Origin of the sequence: Brucella grignonensis, assembly GCF_002252505.1 — a bacterium.
Lineage (GTDB): Bacteria > Pseudomonadota > Alphaproteobacteria > Rhizobiales > Rhizobiaceae > Brucella > Brucella grignonensis.
In genome coordinates, this window is sequence record NZ_NNRL01000159.1 from 73,613 (window position 1) to 91,212 (window position 17,600).

Genomic DNA, 17,600 nt, shown 5'->3' on the forward strand with positions numbered 1-17,600 from the left:
GTCCGCTTAAAATATCTGCATCAACTGACGCGCAGCAAGCTCGCTGCGCTTCAGATCCTTGTAGATATCGCGCTTGGCAGCATGGAATTCGCTGACCAGACCTTTCTGCGGCTCAATCGTTTCAGCAATGGCGCTCATGCTGGCAGCAATCTGAGCGAGATCCGTTTTCTCGAAGGCGCTTGCACCTGCTATGCCAGAGCCAAGCAGAACCGGCTCGGCAGACGATGGCAGGGCGACTTCCAGGCCTGTTGCATCGGCCAATATCCGGCGCATGAGCGGGCTGCGCGCAGCCCCCCCACTGACGATAATTGTACGGATCGGAATATCTTTGGCAGTCAGTGCATCAAGAATATCCGCCGTGCCATATGCCAGACCACAAAGACCTGCGACGAACAGGCGAACCAGATTTTCACGCGATGCATCAAGCTTGATACCCGTAATTGTACCTGTCGCATCTGGATCGGCATCTGGCGCACGATTGCCCAGAAACTCCGGCACAACGTGAAGCCCCTTTGCCAGAAGTGCTGTCTTTGAAAGCTCGCCCGCGGCATTGATGGCCAGCTGCTCAAGATAATCGAGGAGCGAAAGGCCTTTGGCTGCGGCTTCCTTCTCAGCCTCTGCCTTGTAAGGATGCATACCGACCAGATAGTCGGTCGCGGCACCAAATGCCGACTGCCCGCCTTCATTGAGCCAAAGGCCCGGCATCATGGCACCCCAGTAAGGGCCCCAGACACCATCCACAAAGGCTGGCTTCTCAGTAACACTCAGCGTGCAGGCGGAGGTGCCGATAATCAGTGCCAGCCTTGACCGCATATCGACGGCGCTGTGCTCATCGGCACTTCCCGCGATTGTGCCAACACCACCCGCATGTGCATCGATAAGCGAAGCACCGACCGCCGTACCAGGAATTAGTCCAAGTTCTTTTGCAGCCTGCTCAGTCAACCCCTGACCCAACGGGGTGGCGATATCGACAATGTCGGTTCCTATACGGGCAAAACCTTCATCGGCCAGAACACCAAGGCCAATGGTGCGGAAGTAATCTTCATCCCAACGCTTTTCGTGACCAAGATAGGTCCATTTGCAAACAACAGTGCAAAGCGAGCGTGAATGGCTGCCGGTTGCGCGATAGGTCAGATAATCTGGCAAATCGAAGAAGAGACCAGCGGCGTTGAAGGTTTCTGGGTTATTTTCCTTCAACCAAAGCAGCTTCGGCGTTTCCATTTCTGGCGAAATGCGCCCGCCCACATATTTCAAAACGGGATGGGCCGTCGCATTTATGCGTTCAGCCTGTTCGCGGGCGCGATGATCCATCCAGACGATGATGTTTCGTTCTGCGTCTCCCGCAGGGCTCGCAGGCAATGGATTGCCATTTTTGTCGAGAATGACCAGCGAACAGGTCGCATCGAAGCCGATGCCTTTGACGGATTCCGGGGCGACATTCGCCTGTTTCAGTGCTGCAGCCACCGAGTTGCAAACGGCCTTCCAGATATCTTCCGAGGATTGCTCGACGATATCCGAACCCTGCTTCCACATGCGGATATTTTGCTTGGCACTCGCAAGCAATTCTCCATCGCGTGTAAACAGCCCTGCCCGCGCGCTACCCGTGCCGACATCAACGCCCAGAAATACGTCCACCTTATGCCTCCCATGCAGAACCCTGCTTACTGAGTTCAGTAAGCGTGAATCATCGTTGGTATAAAGCAGAATTTATCTGAGCGCTTCCAGTTCAGCGATACGTGCCGCACTGTCTTTTTCCAGAATACGTGTCATTTCACGAATGATTGTTTCTGCCAGCACGAAAAGTGCCGCCGATGAATCCCATGCAGACGGCACTGCAATGCGGCCCGCAAGCACATGGCGCGATACACGCGCGATCGGCGAAAGCCACTGGTCGGTCACAAGGATCACTTCCACCCCTCGCCCGCGCGCCTTCTCGGCAAGCCTCAGGAGGCTGTCCTGATAACGACGAATATCAAAGACCAGCAGCACATCGCGCTTGCCCATATCCAGCAGGCGATCCCGCCATACACTTTCCTGTCCGCCAAGATGAAACACATGCGGACGAATGATAGACATATGCGCCGCCATATATTGCGCAATCGGGTCAGTGAACCGTCCGCCAATCAGATAGACATTTCCCTTGGAGTTGCTGAGTGCCGAAACCACCTGCCGCAACTGCTTCTCGCCCAGGTGGCGGAAGGTCTCGCGAATATTCTCCAGCGTATGTTCCACTGCCGGATATGCAGCATCCCTGCCCTTTTCGGGATGTTCGTTACGATGATGCGGTGACTGAAGCTGCGCTGCAAGTTCATCCTGCAACCGAGCCTGAAAATCGGGATAATTCTGAAAGCCAAGGCGATTAACGAATCGCAGGATCGTTGGTGAGCTGACACCGGCCTGCGCGGAAAACTCAGCAACGGTTTTAAGCCCCAGCATGGGATAATTCGCGATCAACGTCTGTGCTGCACTGCGCTCACCAGCAGGCATCGTATCAATACGCTCATTGATCAGTTCCGCGACGCTCGTACTCGTCATTGCGGCATTTTCCATTTTGGCAGCTCTTTTTAAATTCGGGCAAAATTGTGTTTGACAAATTATCATACGGCGTATCAAATAATCCGCAATAGCGCATAATTGTAAAAAACGTAACATAAGTTACAGCGCGGGGAACAAGCAGAATGACGGACGAGCGAGATAATCGCGCGGCTACTGGAGCTATGTCTTTTGAGCCGTATTTTGTCATGAACGAGGAGGGGAAAAGTCCCTATCTCTTCGTTTGCGAGCACGCATCAAATTTCATGCCGGACAGCTTCGACGGACTTGGGCTCGACGCGGAAGCTCTCAATGCGCATATCGCATGGGATCCCGGCGCGGTAGACGTCGCAAGGCAGTTAAGCACCGCACTCGATGCCCCTCTTGTCGAGGCAGGTCTTTCGCGTCTGCTTATCGATTGCAACCGCCCCCTTGATGCGCGGGATCTTATTCCTGAAATCAGCGAAACGACGGTTGTTCCGGGCAACCATGAACTCGGCTCTGTAGAAAGAACCGCGCGAATAGATATGTCGCACAGGCCGTTTCACCGCCGTATCGAAGAGGTCATCAATGCCCGCGTAGCGCGCGGTCAGGCGTCATGGGTGGTAACCATCCATTCGTTCACCCCGATCTATCGCGGTGTTTCCCGTCCCTGGCAAATTGGCATCATTCACGATCAGGACGACCGGATCGCGGCACCACTGATTGCTGCTTTGAAGCAGGACAAGAACCTCAATGTCGGGGTGAACGAGCCTTATTCGCCCGCTGACCGGGTCTATTACACGCTCGAGCGTCATGCGCGACCACGCAATACGCCGTGCGCGATGATTGAATTCCGCAACAACGAAATCGCGAGCAAAGATACACAGGACGCCTGGGCAATGCGGCTTGCAACAATCTTTACAGATATTGCGAAGACGCTGGACCCTCAACTTCAACTCACCAGACAGAAGGCCTGAAGGAGCGGGAAATGCCGAAGCCGATCAGACTATTCGTCAAATATGTTGATGCGCTGAACTATTATGTCGGGCGCTTTGCCATGTATCTGTTTTTCGTACTTGGCGCCTGCCTTCTCTATTCAACCTTTTCACGTGTTGTGCTGGGCGTGCCGGTAAACTGGGTGCTGGAAATGTCCCAGTTCCTTCTCTCTGCCTATTATCTGCTGGGCGGAGCCTATGCCATGCAGCAGGGCGCGCATGTGCGCATGGATCTGTTCTTTGATCGCCTGAGCCCACGCAGGAAGGCGATCACCGATATGATCACCATTCTGTTCATCATCTTCTATCTGGGAGTGATGGTGATGGGTGGTATCTCATCCACCAATTACGCGATCGTCTACAGCCAGAAGAATTATACGGCCTGGGCACCGGTTTTGTGGCCGATCAAACTCATCATGACGGTGGGCATCTTCCTTCTGCTTCTTCAATGTGTCTCGAATTTCTTCAAGGACTGGGCCTCCTGGCGGGGGAAACCAATCGAAACCATTGCAGGTCCCGCGATTGAGGAAGGCCACCACATATGAGTTCCGAATTCATCACCCTTTTCATGTTCGCCACGATGATGGTGCTGCTGATGACAGGTCAGCGCGTCTTCGGTGTGATCGGATTTGTGGGCACAATCGCAGCACTTCTGCTCTGGGGCAAGGGTTCCTTCGAGATGCCCTACAATGCCACATTCGCGGTGTTGAACTGGTATCCGCTCATAACTGTGCCGTTCTTTGTCTTCATGGGCTATATGTTGTCGGAATCCGGCATCGCCAGCAATCTCTATCGCATGTTCCATGTCTGGTTTGGAGGCATTCGCGGCGGTCTGGCCTTGGGAACCATCGGCTTGATGGTCATCATTTCCTGCATGAACGGATTGAGCGTCGCGGGCATGGCCATCGGAGCTACGGTTGCACTGCCGGAACTTCTCAAGCGCGGCTATAACAAGGTTATGGTGACAGGCGTCATTCAGGCTGGCAGTTCGCTTGGTATTCTGATTCCGCCAAGCGTCGTATTGGTGCTTTACGCCATGATCGCACGACAGCCTGTATTGCAACTCTGGCTGGCTGGTATAGGTCCCGGCCTGCTGATGGCTGCACTCTTTTCCATCTACATTTATATACGCTGCCGCATAAGTCCTGAACTTGGGCCAGCCTTGCCCAAGGAAGAGCTGGAGCAGATTACATGGGCTGAACGCATCTCTTCGCTTCAGGTGGGACTGCTTCCACTTGTTATCTTTGGAACCATGATGGGGCTGTTTCTAACGGGCGTTACAAGCCTCGTAGAAAGCTCGGCTATCGGTGCACTGCTGGCAACTCTGGCGGCGTTGTTCACCAAGCGCCTGACGAAAGTTGTTTGGGAAACCACCACGCGCAATACGCTGACGATTACCTGTATGTTCCTCTGGATCATTCTGGCGGCTCTTTGCTTCTCGTCAGTCTATGACGGTCTTGGAGCAGTAAAGGCAATCGAGCGTCTTTTGCTTGGCACCTTTGACTTGTCTCCCTGGACAATTCTGGTCCTGATGCTGTTATCATTCGTCGTATTGGGCATGTTCCTTGATGACACAGCCATGCTGGTCATTGTGGCGCCTCTTTATATCCCGTTGGTGAAGAGCCTTGGTTTCAATCCCATTTGGTTTGGCATTCTCTACACCATCACCTGTCAGATCGCATACATTACGCCACCGTTCGGATACAATCTCTTCATGATGCGGGCGTTGGCACCAAAAGAGGTTACGTTGATGGATATCTATCAGTCCATCATGCCATTTTTCCTCCTCATGGTGCTCACCATCATCATTCTAATGATCTTTCCGCAGGTCGCGATGTGGCTACCCAACTGGTATATGGGCAAATAGCGGAGCCAATTACGAGGGTTCAGGAGGAACGCATAAGCATGAACGGTCAAAAGAGCCGCCAATGGCCAAGCCGTTAGACTAGCAGGGAACTTCAAACACTTAATGGGAGAATGGGCATGAGTGAGAATAACAAGCTTAACAAACGTGACTTTCTCAAAAAGGCCGGACTGACAACTGTGGGGGCCATTGGCGCCACCACACTTGCGACGCCTTATGTACGGGCTCAGAGCCCGATCAAATGGCGTCTCCAGACCTATGCGGGCCCGGCACTCGCAGAACATGTCATCAAGCCGTCTATCGATGCCTTCAACAAGGCAGCAAATGGCGAAATGGTGATCGAACTCTATACCGCCGACCAGCTCGTCCCGCAGGGCGAACTCTTCCGCGCTGTTCAGGCCGGCACAATCGATGCAGCGCAAAGTGACGATGACTCCATGGCCTCGCCAGTCGATGTCGCCGTATTCGGGGCCTATTTCCCGTTTGCGTCGCGCTACAGTCTCGACGTACCCGCACTCTTCAACTGGTACGGTCTCAATGAAATCTGGGAAGAAGCCTACAAGGAAATCCCGGGCGTTACATGGCTCAGCGCCGGTTCATGGGACCCTTGCAACTTTGTGACGACAAAGCCGATCCGCAGCGTTGCAGATCTCAAAGGCCTGCGCGTCTTCACCTTCCCCACCGGCGGTCGCTTCCTGACAAAATTCGGGGTCGTTCCGGTCACACTGCCATGGGAAGACATCGAAGTCGCCATCCAGACCGGCGAGCTTGATGGTGTTGCATGGTGCGGTGCGACGGAGGCCTATACGGTTGGTTGGGCCGACATTAACAAATACTACCTCACCAACAACATCAATGGTGCGTGGGCCGGTTCCTATTTCGCGAACACTGAAAAATGGGAAGCGGTGCCGGACCATCTCAAGACGCTGTTCCGCCTTGCCATGGATTCATCGCATTACCATCGTCAGCATTGGTACTGGTGGGGTGAAGCGCATTATCGCACCACCGGCGGCAAGCTCGAACTCACCACCATTCCGGAATCCGAGTGGAAACAGATCGAAGACGCAGCGCTTGAGTTCTGGGACGACGTTGCCAAGCAGAGCGAACGCAATGCCAAGGTGGTCGCGATCCTGAAGAAATATCAGGAAACCATGCGCAATGCGGGCGCGCCTTATCGTTACAGCTAATGAATTAGGCGCCGCGCTTTGGCGCGGCGCCCTCTAATTTTTCCCGTGAGGAGCGAAGCATTAAATGGCCGAACAGTTGACTTTCGACACTCTGAAAAAAGCCGTAGCAAATGACGAGATTGATACCGTGCTTGCATGTTTTGTGGACATGCAGGGGCGTCTGATTGGCAAACGCTTCTACGCACCGTTCTTTGTGGAATCCGCCCACGATGAAACGCATGGCTGCAACTATCTTCTGGCTGACGACATCGATATGGAACCGGTGCCGGGTTATGAAGCTGCAAGCTGGGACAAAGGCTATGGCGATTTCGTCATAAAGCCCGATCTTTCAACGTTGCGCTTCGCACCATGGCTGGAAAAGACGGCCATTGTTCTTTGCGATGTGCTTGATCATCATGATCATGAAGATCTTGCGCATTCACCGCGCGGCATCCTGAAAAAGCAGCTGGCACGCCTGCATGAACGCGGTTATCGCGCCTATTTCGCGTCCGAACTCGAATTTTATCTCTTTGATGAGACTTACAAAACCGCGCGCGCCAAACGCTGGCAGGAAATGGAGACCGCCTCCCCCTATGTGCAGGATTATGTGATCCACCTGACCACCAAGGAAGAGCAGGTTCTGCGCGCCATGCGCAATCATCTTGGGGCTGCGGGCATTCCGGTTGAAAACTCCAAGGGCGAATGGGGGCCTGGACAACAGGAACTCAATGTTCGCTATGCCGAAGCGCTGGAAATGGCCGACCGCCATGTCATCATGAAGAATGCCATGAAGGAAATTGCCGAGGCGCATGGCAAGTGCATCACTTTCATGGCTAAGTATGATTATTCCAGAGCTGGAAGTTCAAGCCACATCCACAATTCCATCTGGAGCGCAGACGGCAAGGAACCACTATTCTTCGACCCCAAAGCACCCAATACCATGACACCGCTGATGCGCTCATGGGTGGCGGGGCAGCTCAAATATGCCGTCGATTACACCTATTTTCTGGCACCCTACATCAACTCCTACAAGCGCTTTCAGGCCGGCACTTTCGCACCAACAAAGATCATGTGGAGCCAGGACAACCGCACGGCGGGTTTCCGACTTTGTGGCGAAGGCACTAAAGGCATTCGTATCGAATGCCGCATCGGCGGTGCCGATCTCAACCCTTATCTGGCCTTTGCAGCGCTTATTGCGGCAGGGCTTAAGGGTATCGACGAAAACCTCGAACTGGAAGAGCCATTCGTGGGTGACGCCTATAGCGCAGTCAAACTCAAGGAAATTCCATACACTTTACGAGACGCTGCGGAAGCTCTCAAAAACTCAGATTTCCTCAAGGAAGCGTTCGGTGAGGGCGTGGTCAATCACTATGTCCATACAGCTCATTGGGAGCAGATTGAATATGACCGCCGCGTTACCGATTGGGAACTGCATCGCGGCTTTGAACGATATTGACCTGCAATCGCGAAACAGACTGAAATACAGAATGACTTCATACAAAGGAACTGCCCGATGAGCGGCACAGCCAAGATCATTTCTCCAATTGATGGCTCGATTTATGCGGAGCGTCCTTATGCGAGCGACGCCGCGATCAATGCGGCAGTTACAGCGGCACGACAGGCGCAGGTCGGTTGGGCCGCCTCAAGCATCGCAGAACGAGCCAGCTATTGTCGTGCAGCATTGGATGCACTTGCCGCAATGCAGGATGCAATCATTCCTGAAATTGCATGGCAGATGGGACGTCCAACGCGCTATGGCGGTGAAAATGGCGGCGTGCAGGAACGCGGCCAATATATGATCGATATCGCCGAGGAGGCGCTGAAACCTTATGTGCCGACACAAAAGGATGGTTTCCGCCGTTATGTAAAGCACGTTCCGCTCGGCGTTGTTATGGTCATTGCGCCGTGGAATTATCCTTATCTCACTGCAGTCAATACCATCATTCCGGCCCTGATGGCGGGCAACAGCGTGATCCTCAAACACGCCACACAGACGTTGCTGACCGGCGAACGTTTTGCGCAAGCCTTTGAGAAGGCGGGGATTCCGAAAGGTGTCTTCCAGAACATTGTTCTGGATCATGCATCGACTGAGAAGCTGCTCGCATCGGGCAGCATTGATCATGTCAATTTCACCGGTTCGGTCGGCGGCGGACGCGCCATCGAAAAAGCTGCCGCAGGCACCTTCATGTCGCTGGGGCTGGAGCTTGGTGGCAAAGACCCGGCCTATGTGCTGCCCGACGTCAATCTCGACCATGCCGTCGCCAATCTGGTCGACGGCGCATTCTTCAATTCCGGACAGTGTTGCTGTGGCATCGAACGCATCTATGTGCATGAGGCCGTCTATGACCGCTTCGTCGATGGCTTCATCGATCTCACAAAGCAATATGTCGTTGGTAATCCACTGGATAGCACAACAACGCTTGGGCCAATGGCGCAAGCACGTTTCGCCGATCTCATTCGGGAGCAGAAGGCAGAAGCTTTGCGCAAAGGCGCTAAAGCCCATGTGAATATGACAGTCGGCAACGACGTTTCCGGTTCGCCTTACATTGCGCCGGAAGTGCTCACCAATGTCGATCATCAGATGAGCGTCATGCGTGAGGAAAGCTTCGGCCCCATCGTCGGCATTATGAAGGTGCGCAATGATGATGAAGCGCTGGCGCTGATGAATGATAGCATTTACGGCCTCACCGCCTCACTCTGGACAACGGATACCGATCATGCGGCAGCACTCGGCGACCGCGTTGAAACCGGTACTGTCTTCATGAACCGTTGCGATTATCTCGATCCCGCATTGGTCTGGACCGGCGTGAAGGATACCGGCAAGGGCGCTGCCCTTTCGCCTATTGGTTACGGTAATCTCACGCGGCCAAAATCCTTCCACCTGCGTGAAAAACTCTGACCAATTTGTCTGACACTTTGACCTCACGCAAAACCGCTTCACACTTTTGCTGGAAATGCTTTTAATATCTGGAAAGCGATCGACATGACCACTCTGACTGCCAAATGGAATTTTCCGACCACCGTGCTTTTCGGGCCGGGCCGTATCAAGGAACTGCCTGCTGTCCTGAAAGCGGCAGACATCGAACGCCCGCTCTTTGTCACAGATCCCGGCCTTGCAAAATTGCCAGTCGTCGCTTCCACACTCGCCATTCTTGATGCAGCAGGCGTCAAATATGCGGTTTTTTCCGATGTGAAGCCAAACCCGGTTGAAAGCAATCTTTATGCTGGCGTCAAGGTTTTCAACGAAGGCAAGCATGATGGTGTGATTGCATTTGGTGGCGGTTCGGCGCTTGATCTTGGCAAGCTCATCGCATTTCAGGCAGGACAGACCCGCGATGTCTGGGATTTCGAAGACATTGGGGACTGGTGGACACGCGCTGACAGCAACGCAATAGCACCCATCATCGCCGTGCCAACAACCGCTGGAACAGGATCGGAAGTCGGGCGCGCCGGCGTTCTGACCAACGAAGCAACGCACACCAAGAAAGTCATTTTCCATCCGAAAATGCTCCCCGTCACAGTGATCGCCGATCCGGAACTCTCAACCGGCATGCCACCCTTCATCACGGTCGGCACCGGCATGGATGCGCTGGCACATTGTCTGGAAGCCTATTGCGCACCGGGCTTTCATCCGATGGCTGACGGTATTGCGGTTGAAGGCATCCGTCTTGTGTTTGAAAATCTGCCGAAAGCCTATGCCAATGGCACGGATATTGAAGCACGCGCCAATCTGATGGCTGCAGCTTCCATGGGGGCGACGGCTTTCCAGAAGGGGCTTGGTGCAATCCATTCCCTCTCCCATCCCATCGGCGCACTTTACGACACTCATCACGGCATGACCAATGCCGTCTTCATGCCCTATGTGCTCAAACACAACCGTGCGGCTATCGAAAAGCGCATCGAACGTCTTGCCGATTATCTTGGCATCGAAGGTGGCTTCGATGGCTTTGTGGATGCGATCTTAAAGCTGCGCAAGGATCTTGGCGTACCGAATACTTTGCTGGAATTCGTCAAAGGGCTCGAAATGGATGCAGCGCGCAAAGATCTGATCGCCGAAATGGCTATTGTCGATCCAACTGCTGGCGGCAACCCGATCGAGCTTACAAAACAGGGCGCGCTTGATCTGCTGAATGCAGCCTTGGCAGGAAAACTCTAAACTCAAAAGCCCCGCGCATTTAAAAATGTGCGGGGCTATGTATCTCAGAGCGCATCCCCAAAAGTGTGAAACGGTTTTCGGACAAAGATGCGCGTTAAAACAAATATTCAGAGCGCCGATCTGATCCAATCAGATCGAAACGCGCTCTAACGACTTAACGGCGCCGGAAAACCGGCGCTCTTTTTTCTTTGAACGCTGCGCGTCCCTCCTGCGCATCGGCAGTGGCAAAACAGATTGTCTGCAGATCGCGCTCATATTCGATGGCTTTTTCAAGCGGCATCGAGACAGCTGCTTTGAGGTTGAGCTTCGCGGTTTCGGCAGCAATCGGTGCGCGTGACGCGATCACACTCGCAATTTCGCGCGCCCGCGTGAGAAGATAGGTCTGTGGCACGACTTCACTCACCAGACCCCAGCGCTCGGCTTTCTCGGCTGAAATTGGGTCGCCTGTCATAATCATCAATGCTGCATTAGATGCGCCGATGGAGTGCGCCAGATGAGCGGCCATACCACCGCCACCGATCCAGCCAAGCTTGATTTCGGGCGCTGCAAACTGCGCATTATCCGAAGCAATGCGGATATCGCAGGACATCGCCGTTTCAAGCCCGCCACCAAAGGCATAGCCATTGACGGCTGCAATCGATGGCTTGAGCAGCGCACGGAATGCATCGCAGTAATCCGGGCGATTGCGGAACTGCCACGGCGTCTCATACGTATCGAGTTCGCGAATATCCGAGCCCGCACAAAATGCACGCTCACCGGCACCCGTCAGAATAACGCAACGAATGGTGTTGCTGTCATTACATTCAGTAACGGCGGCCACAATCGCATCTGCCATTTCTGGCGTAACGGCGTTGAGTTTTTGCGGACGGTTCAAGGTGATGATGGCAACAGCACCATCCACTTCAAATTTCACGTCTTGGGTCATAGCAATCTACCTTTCACCGGCATTCACGCGCGAAGCGACATAAAGAGACTGAAGGTCATTCAGGACATCGGAGGCCGAGCGCTTTTCATCAAAAGCCGCCCTCAAAAGCGCCGAAGCTTTGCCCTGAAAGGTGATGTAGCCATCATGGCGCGGGCGCACATAAGCCTGCTCGAGCGTATCCGCCGTGTTGCGATAAAAATCGCCCCATCGCCGGTTCACCCGCTCATTGTGCCAGGCATCGCGGCGCGATGGCTGACCTTCATGATCGGGAATAAATCCGGATTGCGCTTCACGGCTCATCAGCCACAAAAGATGGGCTTTGAGCGTCGAGGTGACATGAGCGCGGCGAGAAACGCCAATGCCCGTGCCGCCCAGTGTCGAGCCCGGACGGCCACCGACCACAGCACGTGGTGCATTGTGAAATGCGATTGCTTGCCCACTCTGCGGGGCTGCATAGTTTACGTAGCCGTAAACGAGTGGGCAAAGCGCTACATCGTCATTCCCAGCCATATGGCCAAGAATGCCGATAGGATTTTTATGCCTAACCGATGCGGGGCTGCGTGCGGCAAGCTCTGCCATGAGATCATAGACCTGTCGCCCGACATTTTCTGAAACCAGTATACCCGGGTCTTCTTCAGCAGGTGGCTCACCAAAAGCAGCCGCGATAGACAGAAATGACAGGCAGGCATGTGGGCCAGCGAGTGAAAGCGCAACCTTGCCGCTTTTTTGCGACAGGCAAAGCACGTCATCCCAAGTGACAGGCACACCATCTGAAAGGTCTGGACGAAGAGCCATGACCTGTGTTGCAGCATCAAGCGGCAAGGCCCAGTGCTTGCCCGCAAAGCGATAGCTCGTCAAAGACGGGCCGATACTGGCCTTGGCAAGCTCTGCAACCGCTTCAGCACCAAACACCTCTTCAAGCGAAAGCAGACAATCGCCAGAAATGGCCTCACCCACATGCGGATGATCAAGAACCACGAGATCATAGTGGGCGCAGAGATCGGCAATCGGGTGGGATTCAAAACCTTCAAGCGGCTGCTTGTCCCAATGGATGTCTAGACCGGCAGCAATAACATCCGGCAATTTTGATGCCGCAGCCAATGCATTATAGCCGCGCGGATGATCCCAGGTGAGAGCTTTAATCACCTGCATCTCAGATATTCCCCGACACGATAGCGCCCGATTTCTCAAGTGCTTCAATCTTGTCTGCCGCGTATCCGGCTTCCACCAGCACATCGCGCGTATCCTGTCCGGTGACGGGTGCACCACGGTCCACCGTCGATGGCGTTTTGGAAAAGCGGATCGGGAAACCTGGCGTTTTTACCTTGCCTTCGGTCGGATGCTCATACTCGACAAAGGTGCCGTTATGCTTGATCTGCTCGTCGTCCACGAGATCGGCATAGCCATAGACAGGCCCACACCAGATATCGGCAGCGCGCAGAAGCTCCAGCCATTCGGCAGAGGTTTTCGTTTTCAGCTTATCGCGTGTCTTGGCAAAGATTTCATCACGGCGCGCCCAGGTATCAACCTCATCATTCATGGTGAGGAAACTGTCTTCGCCAATCACTTCACCCAGCGTTTTCAGCTTCGGAAAAGCGACAATGATGAAGCCGTCAGAGGTTGCGAAAGCGCCGTAAGGCGCGCGGATATAAACATGCGCGTGCGGTTCTGCCGAACGGGTTTGCGGCTTGCCACCAACGGTGAAAACCGAAAGCTCCTGCATCTGAATGGTGGTGATCGCATCGAGCATATTGACCTGCACCAGCTGCCCCTCGCCAGTTCGCTCGCGATGGAGAAGCGCTGCAAGCGCGCCTTCAAACGCGTTATAAGCTGTGATGGCATCCACAAGATATTGCCCGGCGGCGGTCGGCGGTTCGCCTTCACGGCCTGCGGAAAGCATGGCACCCGACATGCCCTGCAAAACGAGATCCTGCCCCGGACGGTGGACATAAGGACCATCTTCGCCATAACCGGAAATCGAAACATAGATCAGCTTCGGATTGATCTTCACCAGCGACTCGTAATCGACGCCAAGGCGCTTTGCGACGCCCGGACGATAGTTTTGCAAGAAAACATCAGCGGTCTTAACCAGATCAAGCAAAACCTGCTTTCCGTCCGACGATTTGAGATCAACCGCCAGCGAACGCTTGTTACGGTTGAGTGACAGAAACGAGACATTGACGCGATTGCCTTCTGCGCCACCCGCCGCCACATGGCGCTGCCATTCGCCCGTCGTCGGCTCGACCTTCACCACGTCGGCGCCAAGATCACCCAGCCGCTGCGCCGCAAATGGCCCCGCCATAGCAATCGAACAATCCAGTACCCGATAGCCTGATAAAACACCCATGGCAGCTCACTCCCTGCTCAAATCCATTGGTGTCAGAACCTATCCATTATTTTTACTTTGTCTATAGTGAGCGCTAACATTTTTTAATTCATACTCTCACATTTTTTGCAATATCTCTATCTTTTAAATTAGCGCCAACATTTTCCAACTGACACATGGCCACGGCTTGTCAGGTATGAAACCGAGCGTGTCAGGAAGATCTGATTGTGATGTTGGAACCAACCGCATTCAAACCGGATACTGCCGGTGCACGGCTTGAATTCACATTGCATATGACCGAAAATGGCTGCCAAGTGCTGACTGGCTTCAAGCACCGTTTATCGTTTAGCCGCTTGCCCTGATCTTGAGCTCGAAACCAACATCGATAATCGTATTTGCCGATGTCTCACCACGCATGGCTTGAAGCAAAAGCTCGCCCGCCTGTCGCCCGATTTCTGCGGAAGGCACCGCAACCGTCGTCAATGGCGGCAATAGATGGCGAGAAAGTTCAAAGTCACCAAAGCCGGTAATAGCAAGACGTTGTGGAACCTTGATGCCAATGCGTTGTGTCTCCAGCAAGGCGCCGGAAGCAAGAATATCGCTTGAAAACATGACAGCATCGGCTTCCGGATATTGGGCCAGCGCTCTCCGTAGAAGATCGACACCTGAAGCCATGGCAATAGGCATTTCAGTTGCAACCGTGATGCGTGGCGTCTCATCCGGAAACTGTTGCTCCATCGCCGACTTGAATGCAGCGCGGCGTTCGGCGGCACGGCTGTCGCCTTTTCGTACGACACCAGCAAAAACGATATAGCGTCGACCCGCATCGATCAGATGACTGACCATCTCGGTGATCGCCGCTGTATTGGAAAACCCAACCAGCCGATCGATTGGCTTATCGGTAAAATCCCAGCCCTCAACCACAGGGATTTCCGCACGTTTGAGCAATGCGACACTGCGTTTGCTGTGGTGTGTGCCAATCAGAAAAACGCCATCCGGTCGCCGTCCAAGAAGGCTGCGAATGATCTCTTCCTCGCGTTCCAGCCGGTAATCGGTATTGCCTAAAAATATCTGATAACCGGCCTGATGCAGCACATCTGAAAAATGCTGGATCGTGTCAGCAAAAACAGATGCGGACAGCGTGGGTATGATCGCCGCAACCGTATTGCTTTTATGCGATGCGAGATGACTTGCCGCGAGATTATGGACGTAATGCGTCTTCTCGATTGCATCCTGAATGAGCTTTCGCTTATCAGGCGTCACGGAATCCGGAAAACGCAAGGCGCGCGAAACGGTCTGCATGGAAACCCCTGCAGCCGCAGCCACATCTGCCATGGTCACACCAGAGCCTTTGCGGCGACTTTTTCGGGTTTGCGCGGTTTCGCCGGTCAAAGATGGAAAAGCCTTATAAAAGAGTTATTCCGCTATGGTGCCTGTTTCTCCTAATCCATGACGCGGACGACGTAAACGCAAAACACTATTCAGGGTCTGTGGGGAATTAGTTTTGAAGCGTGGTATGGATGAAAATAGCACAGATTTTGGAGCAAAGCCGAAGGTGGAGTGGGGTCTCCTGTTCAGAAACAAAATCCGTCTCACGCCACGCCCAAAACCTAATTCCCCATGGACCCTAATGCATCACCCATCCGCCATCGACATTCAAGGTCTGTCCGGTAATAAATCCTGCTTCATCGGAGGCAAGGAACATCAAAGCCGAGGCTATATCCCGTGATGATCCGCGACGCTTAACAGCCTGATGTTCCAGCACAAACTTCGTGTAACCTTCCGGATCAGGGTGAATTTTCTCGGCATCGGTTGGAAACGCACCCGGAGAAATCGCATTGACGGTAATGCCATAGGCACCAAACTCGCGCGCCCAAGCACGCGCAAGCCCGATCAGGGCACCCTTTGATTGCACATAAGGCGAAAGCAGTGCCCAGCCGCCATAGGCAGTCACGCTGGCAATATTGATGATACGACCCCAGCCCTTTTTCCGCATATGCGGCAGCGCCACCTGAACGCAGACAATACCCGCATCGACATTGATGTGCTGAACTTTCTGCATTTCCTCAAGCGTATAGTCTTCAAACGACTTGGATGGATAAATCGCAGCATTGTTGATCACGACATCAAAGCCACCGACCTCACGACTAATCGCTTCCAGTGCAGGGCGAAGTGCCTGCAAATTCGATAGATCGAGCGCATGGATCGAAAGTCCGGTAACTCCCTCGGCCTTGGCCTTGTCTTTCAGTTCTTCGATCTTTTTCGGATCATGATCGATAGCCACAACCTGTGCGCCGGCGCGCAGAAAATTGAGCGTAGTTTCAAGACCGAGGCCACCGGCAGCGCCTGTGTAGAGAATGGTTTTGCCTGCAACCGAAAACGGCGATGATGCGGTCATGAGCGGCCTCCAATAGCGATGTGATTGCCGGATGGTGCCGGATAATCGTCTACAGGCTGTTTCACGATTGCAGTAATGCGTGCTTCACTCGCCGCAATGTCAGCGACATCACCCAAAACTCGGAACGTACTGTCGTAACGGCGTTCCTCACCGTGTTCGAGCCAGATCAATTCACCACGATCGCGGGCCGCACCATGTCCCAGAACGTGATTGGTCGCAGGCTCGATGCCAAGCGCATATTGCCCGGCCTGCAGATTCTGCCACTCATACATGCAAGGGAACTGGTCCTTTCGGGTAACGACTTCAAAGCCGATGCCAAGCCGGTCATTGACCAGCGCAACCGGCACTTCGCCATTGGCATCGGCACTCATTTCATGCTGCCAGACCTGCTCATGAAACTGCATCTGCGGTGCAGGCAGTGTTCGATAGCCAACGCTCTGCTTTGTGTAGTCGTCTCCGGCATGAGCCGCCCAGACAACATCCCTGACGGGTGCGAGATAACGCGAGCCTTCGGCCAAAACGGGATGTCCGACATTAATGTGGTAACAATACATATGCGGCGTGCGATAAAAACCGCGATTGGTCACGCGATCCGTGAGCTTGATATCGTTTGTACCAGCTTTGATTTCGATGCGGCGCGTCAATTCCAGATGCTCGCCAAAAACTGTTCCCTGCGTGACGACACCTTCGCACCAGAGAAAACATTCGTCGCCTTCCCAGCGCTCACCATAGCCGGTCAGCTTCGCAGGAATGGTGCCGACACGGCCATGAATGGAATGCTTGATCGTCTGACGCGGCTTGTAATTATAATGGTCCGCCGTCTCATCATACATGAAGAGGATATGGTCGAGACCGCATGTCACCATCAGGCCGGAGAACGAACGCATCCAGCCAAGACCGCCCTCGCCCTCATATTCATGCAGCCCCGGATGGCGAAAACCGGACGGGGAGTGCCAGCCGATTGCCATGCCGCAATAGTCGCAATCGGCAATATCGAGCGCACGATCAACCAAAACGGTGAAGCGTAAGCCGGTACCTGAACGGAACTCCAGCATTCTTATGCCGCGTTCCAATCCGTCTTCGAGCACCATCAGGCGAACGCCTGCAAATTGCGCAAAAGAACCACTGCTCGCGGCGATGTCGCGACGCGACCTCGCCTCTCCGTAAAGCTTCACCATTCTGGCACCTTAAATGCTGCGGCGAACAGCCATTTGATCAGAAGGCGGCCACTGTAAACACCAACCGCCCCACCCCGC

Annotated in this window: 15 protein-coding genes; 7 read left to right on the forward strand and 8 right to left on the reverse strand. The window is 53.9% G+C overall.

Annotated elements, in window-relative coordinates; all coding sequences use genetic code 11:
• Nucleotides 1–6: 6 nt before the first annotated feature.
• Together CEV33_RS11105 and CEV33_RS11110 are read right to left on the reverse strand one after the other, a co-directional pair.
• The gene (locus CEV33_RS11105; protein ID WP_094540552.1) at nucleotides 7–1,635 is read right to left on the reverse strand and encodes an FGGY-family carbohydrate kinase; all 1,629 of its coding nucleotides are present in this window, start codon (nucleotides 1,633–1,635) and stop codon (nucleotides 7–9) included.
• A gap of 72 nt (nucleotides 1,636–1,707) precedes the next feature.
• A complete protein-coding gene (locus CEV33_RS11110; RefSeq protein WP_094540553.1) occupies nucleotides 1,708–2,550 on the reverse strand; it encodes a MurR/RpiR family transcriptional regulator in 843 nt (280 codons plus the stop codon).
• Nucleotides 2,551–2,678: 128 nt separating this feature from the next.
• Between CEV33_RS11110 and CEV33_RS11115 the strand changes: the two genes are divergently transcribed.
• From CEV33_RS11115 to CEV33_RS11145, 7 genes are all read left to right on the forward strand, one after another.
• Nucleotides 2,679–3,491 carry an N-formylglutamate amidohydrolase gene (locus tag CEV33_RS11115; protein ID WP_094540554.1) on the forward strand — a complete coding sequence of 271 codons (813 nt, stop codon included), beginning with the start codon at nucleotides 2,679–2,681 and terminating at the stop codon, nucleotides 3,489–3,491.
• An 11-nt stretch (nucleotides 3,492–3,502) separates the two neighbouring features.
• Entirely contained in the window at nucleotides 3,503–4,054 is a 552-nt protein-coding gene (locus CEV33_RS11120; protein ID WP_024900181.1) for a TRAP transporter small permease subunit, read from the forward strand.
• Nucleotides 4,051–5,376 carry a TRAP transporter large permease gene (locus CEV33_RS11125; protein ID WP_094540555.1) on the forward strand — a complete coding sequence of 442 codons (1,326 nt, stop codon included), beginning with the start codon at nucleotides 4,051–4,053 and terminating at the stop codon, nucleotides 5,374–5,376. The genes CEV33_RS11120 and CEV33_RS11125 overlap by 4 nt, the downstream gene beginning before the upstream one ends.
• A gap of 116 nt (nucleotides 5,377–5,492) precedes the next feature.
• Entirely contained in the window at nucleotides 5,493–6,560 is a 1,068-nt protein-coding gene (locus CEV33_RS11130) for a TRAP transporter substrate-binding protein (protein ID WP_024900179.1), read from the forward strand.
• Nucleotides 6,561–6,624: 64 nt separating this feature from the next.
• Entirely contained in the window at nucleotides 6,625–7,995 is a 1,371-nt protein-coding gene (locus CEV33_RS11135) for a glutamine synthetase family protein (RefSeq protein ID WP_094540556.1), read from the forward strand.
• A 57-nt stretch (nucleotides 7,996–8,052) separates the two neighbouring features.
• Nucleotides 8,053–9,438 (forward strand): aldehyde dehydrogenase family protein, encoded by a 1,386-nt coding sequence (locus CEV33_RS11140; RefSeq protein ID WP_094540557.1) that lies wholly within the window; start codon nucleotides 8,053–8,055, stop codon nucleotides 9,436–9,438.
• Between the two features lie 84 nt (nucleotides 9,439–9,522).
• Nucleotides 9,523–10,695, forward strand: coding sequence for an iron-containing alcohol dehydrogenase (locus CEV33_RS11145; protein ID WP_094540558.1), 1,173 nt, complete (start codon nucleotides 9,523–9,525; stop codon nucleotides 10,693–10,695).
• 154 nt (nucleotides 10,696–10,849) lie between these two features.
• Here CEV33_RS11145 and CEV33_RS11150 read toward each other — a convergent pair whose 3' ends face one another.
• From CEV33_RS11150 to CEV33_RS11175, 6 genes are all read right to left on the reverse strand, one after another.
• The gene (locus tag CEV33_RS11150; protein ID WP_094540559.1) at nucleotides 10,850–11,620 is read right to left on the reverse strand and encodes an enoyl-CoA hydratase/isomerase family protein; all 771 of its coding nucleotides are present in this window, start codon (nucleotides 11,618–11,620) and stop codon (nucleotides 10,850–10,852) included.
• Between the two features lie 6 nt (nucleotides 11,621–11,626).
• The gene (locus CEV33_RS11155; RefSeq protein WP_094540560.1) at nucleotides 11,627–12,772 is read right to left on the reverse strand and encodes a hypothetical protein; all 1,146 of its coding nucleotides are present in this window, start codon (nucleotides 12,770–12,772) and stop codon (nucleotides 11,627–11,629) included.
• A gap of 1 nt (nucleotide 12,773) precedes the next feature.
• Nucleotides 12,774–13,967 carry a CaiB/BaiF CoA transferase family protein gene (locus CEV33_RS11160; protein WP_094540561.1) on the reverse strand — a complete coding sequence of 398 codons (1,194 nt, stop codon included), beginning with the start codon at nucleotides 13,965–13,967 and terminating at the stop codon, nucleotides 12,774–12,776.
• Nucleotides 13,968–14,291: 324 nt separating this feature from the next.
• Nucleotides 14,292–15,338, reverse strand: a complete 1,047-nt coding sequence (locus CEV33_RS11165; RefSeq protein ID WP_094540562.1) for a LacI family DNA-binding transcriptional regulator — start codon at nucleotides 15,336–15,338, stop codon at nucleotides 14,292–14,294.
• Between the two features lie 235 nt (nucleotides 15,339–15,573).
• Entirely contained in the window at nucleotides 15,574–16,344 is a 771-nt protein-coding gene (locus CEV33_RS11170; RefSeq protein ID WP_094540563.1) for an SDR family NAD(P)-dependent oxidoreductase, read from the reverse strand.
• Nucleotides 16,341–17,522, reverse strand: a complete 1,182-nt coding sequence (locus CEV33_RS11175; protein WP_094540564.1) for an aldose 1-epimerase family protein — start codon at nucleotides 17,520–17,522, stop codon at nucleotides 16,341–16,343. The genes CEV33_RS11170 and CEV33_RS11175 overlap by 4 nt, the downstream gene beginning before the upstream one ends.
• Nucleotides 17,523–17,600: the final 78 nt, after the last annotated feature.

Coding starts and splice junctions, on each gene's coding strand:
- CEV33_RS11170 (WP_094540563.1), bottom strand. CDS start 16,344: ATGACCGCATCATCGCCGTTTTCGGTTGCAGGCAAAACCATTCTCTAC.
- CEV33_RS11110 (WP_094540553.1), bottom strand. CDS start 2,550: ATGGAAAATGCCGCAATGACGAGTACGAGCGTCGCGGAACTGATCAAT.
- CEV33_RS11160 (WP_094540561.1), bottom strand. CDS start 13,967: ATGGGTGTTTTATCAGGCTATCGGGTACTGGATTGTTCGATTGCTATG.
- CEV33_RS11155 (WP_094540560.1), bottom strand. CDS start 12,772: ATGCAGGTGATTAAAGCTCTCACCTGGGATCATCCGCGCGGCTATAAT.
- CEV33_RS11140 (WP_094540557.1), top strand. CDS start 8,053: ATGAGCGGCACAGCCAAGATCATTTCTCCAATTGATGGCTCGATTTAT.
- CEV33_RS11125 (WP_094540555.1), top strand. CDS start 4,051: ATGAGTTCCGAATTCATCACCCTTTTCATGTTCGCCACGATGATGGTG.
- CEV33_RS11150 (WP_094540559.1), bottom strand. CDS start 11,620: ATGACCCAAGACGTGAAATTTGAAGTGGATGGTGCTGTTGCCATCATC.
- CEV33_RS11135 (WP_094540556.1), top strand. CDS start 6,625: ATGGCCGAACAGTTGACTTTCGACACTCTGAAAAAAGCCGTAGCAAAT.
- CEV33_RS11120 (WP_024900181.1), top strand. CDS start 3,503: ATGCCGAAGCCGATCAGACTATTCGTCAAATATGTTGATGCGCTGAAC.
- CEV33_RS11145 (WP_094540558.1), top strand. CDS start 9,523: ATGACCACTCTGACTGCCAAATGGAATTTTCCGACCACCGTGCTTTTC.
- CEV33_RS11115 (WP_094540554.1), top strand. CDS start 2,679: ATGACGGACGAGCGAGATAATCGCGCGGCTACTGGAGCTATGTCTTTT.
- CEV33_RS11175 (WP_094540564.1), bottom strand. CDS start 17,522: ATGGTGAAGCTTTACGGAGAGGCGAGGTCGCGTCGCGACATCGCCGCG.
- CEV33_RS11130 (WP_024900179.1), top strand. CDS start 5,493: ATGAGTGAGAATAACAAGCTTAACAAACGTGACTTTCTCAAAAAGGCC.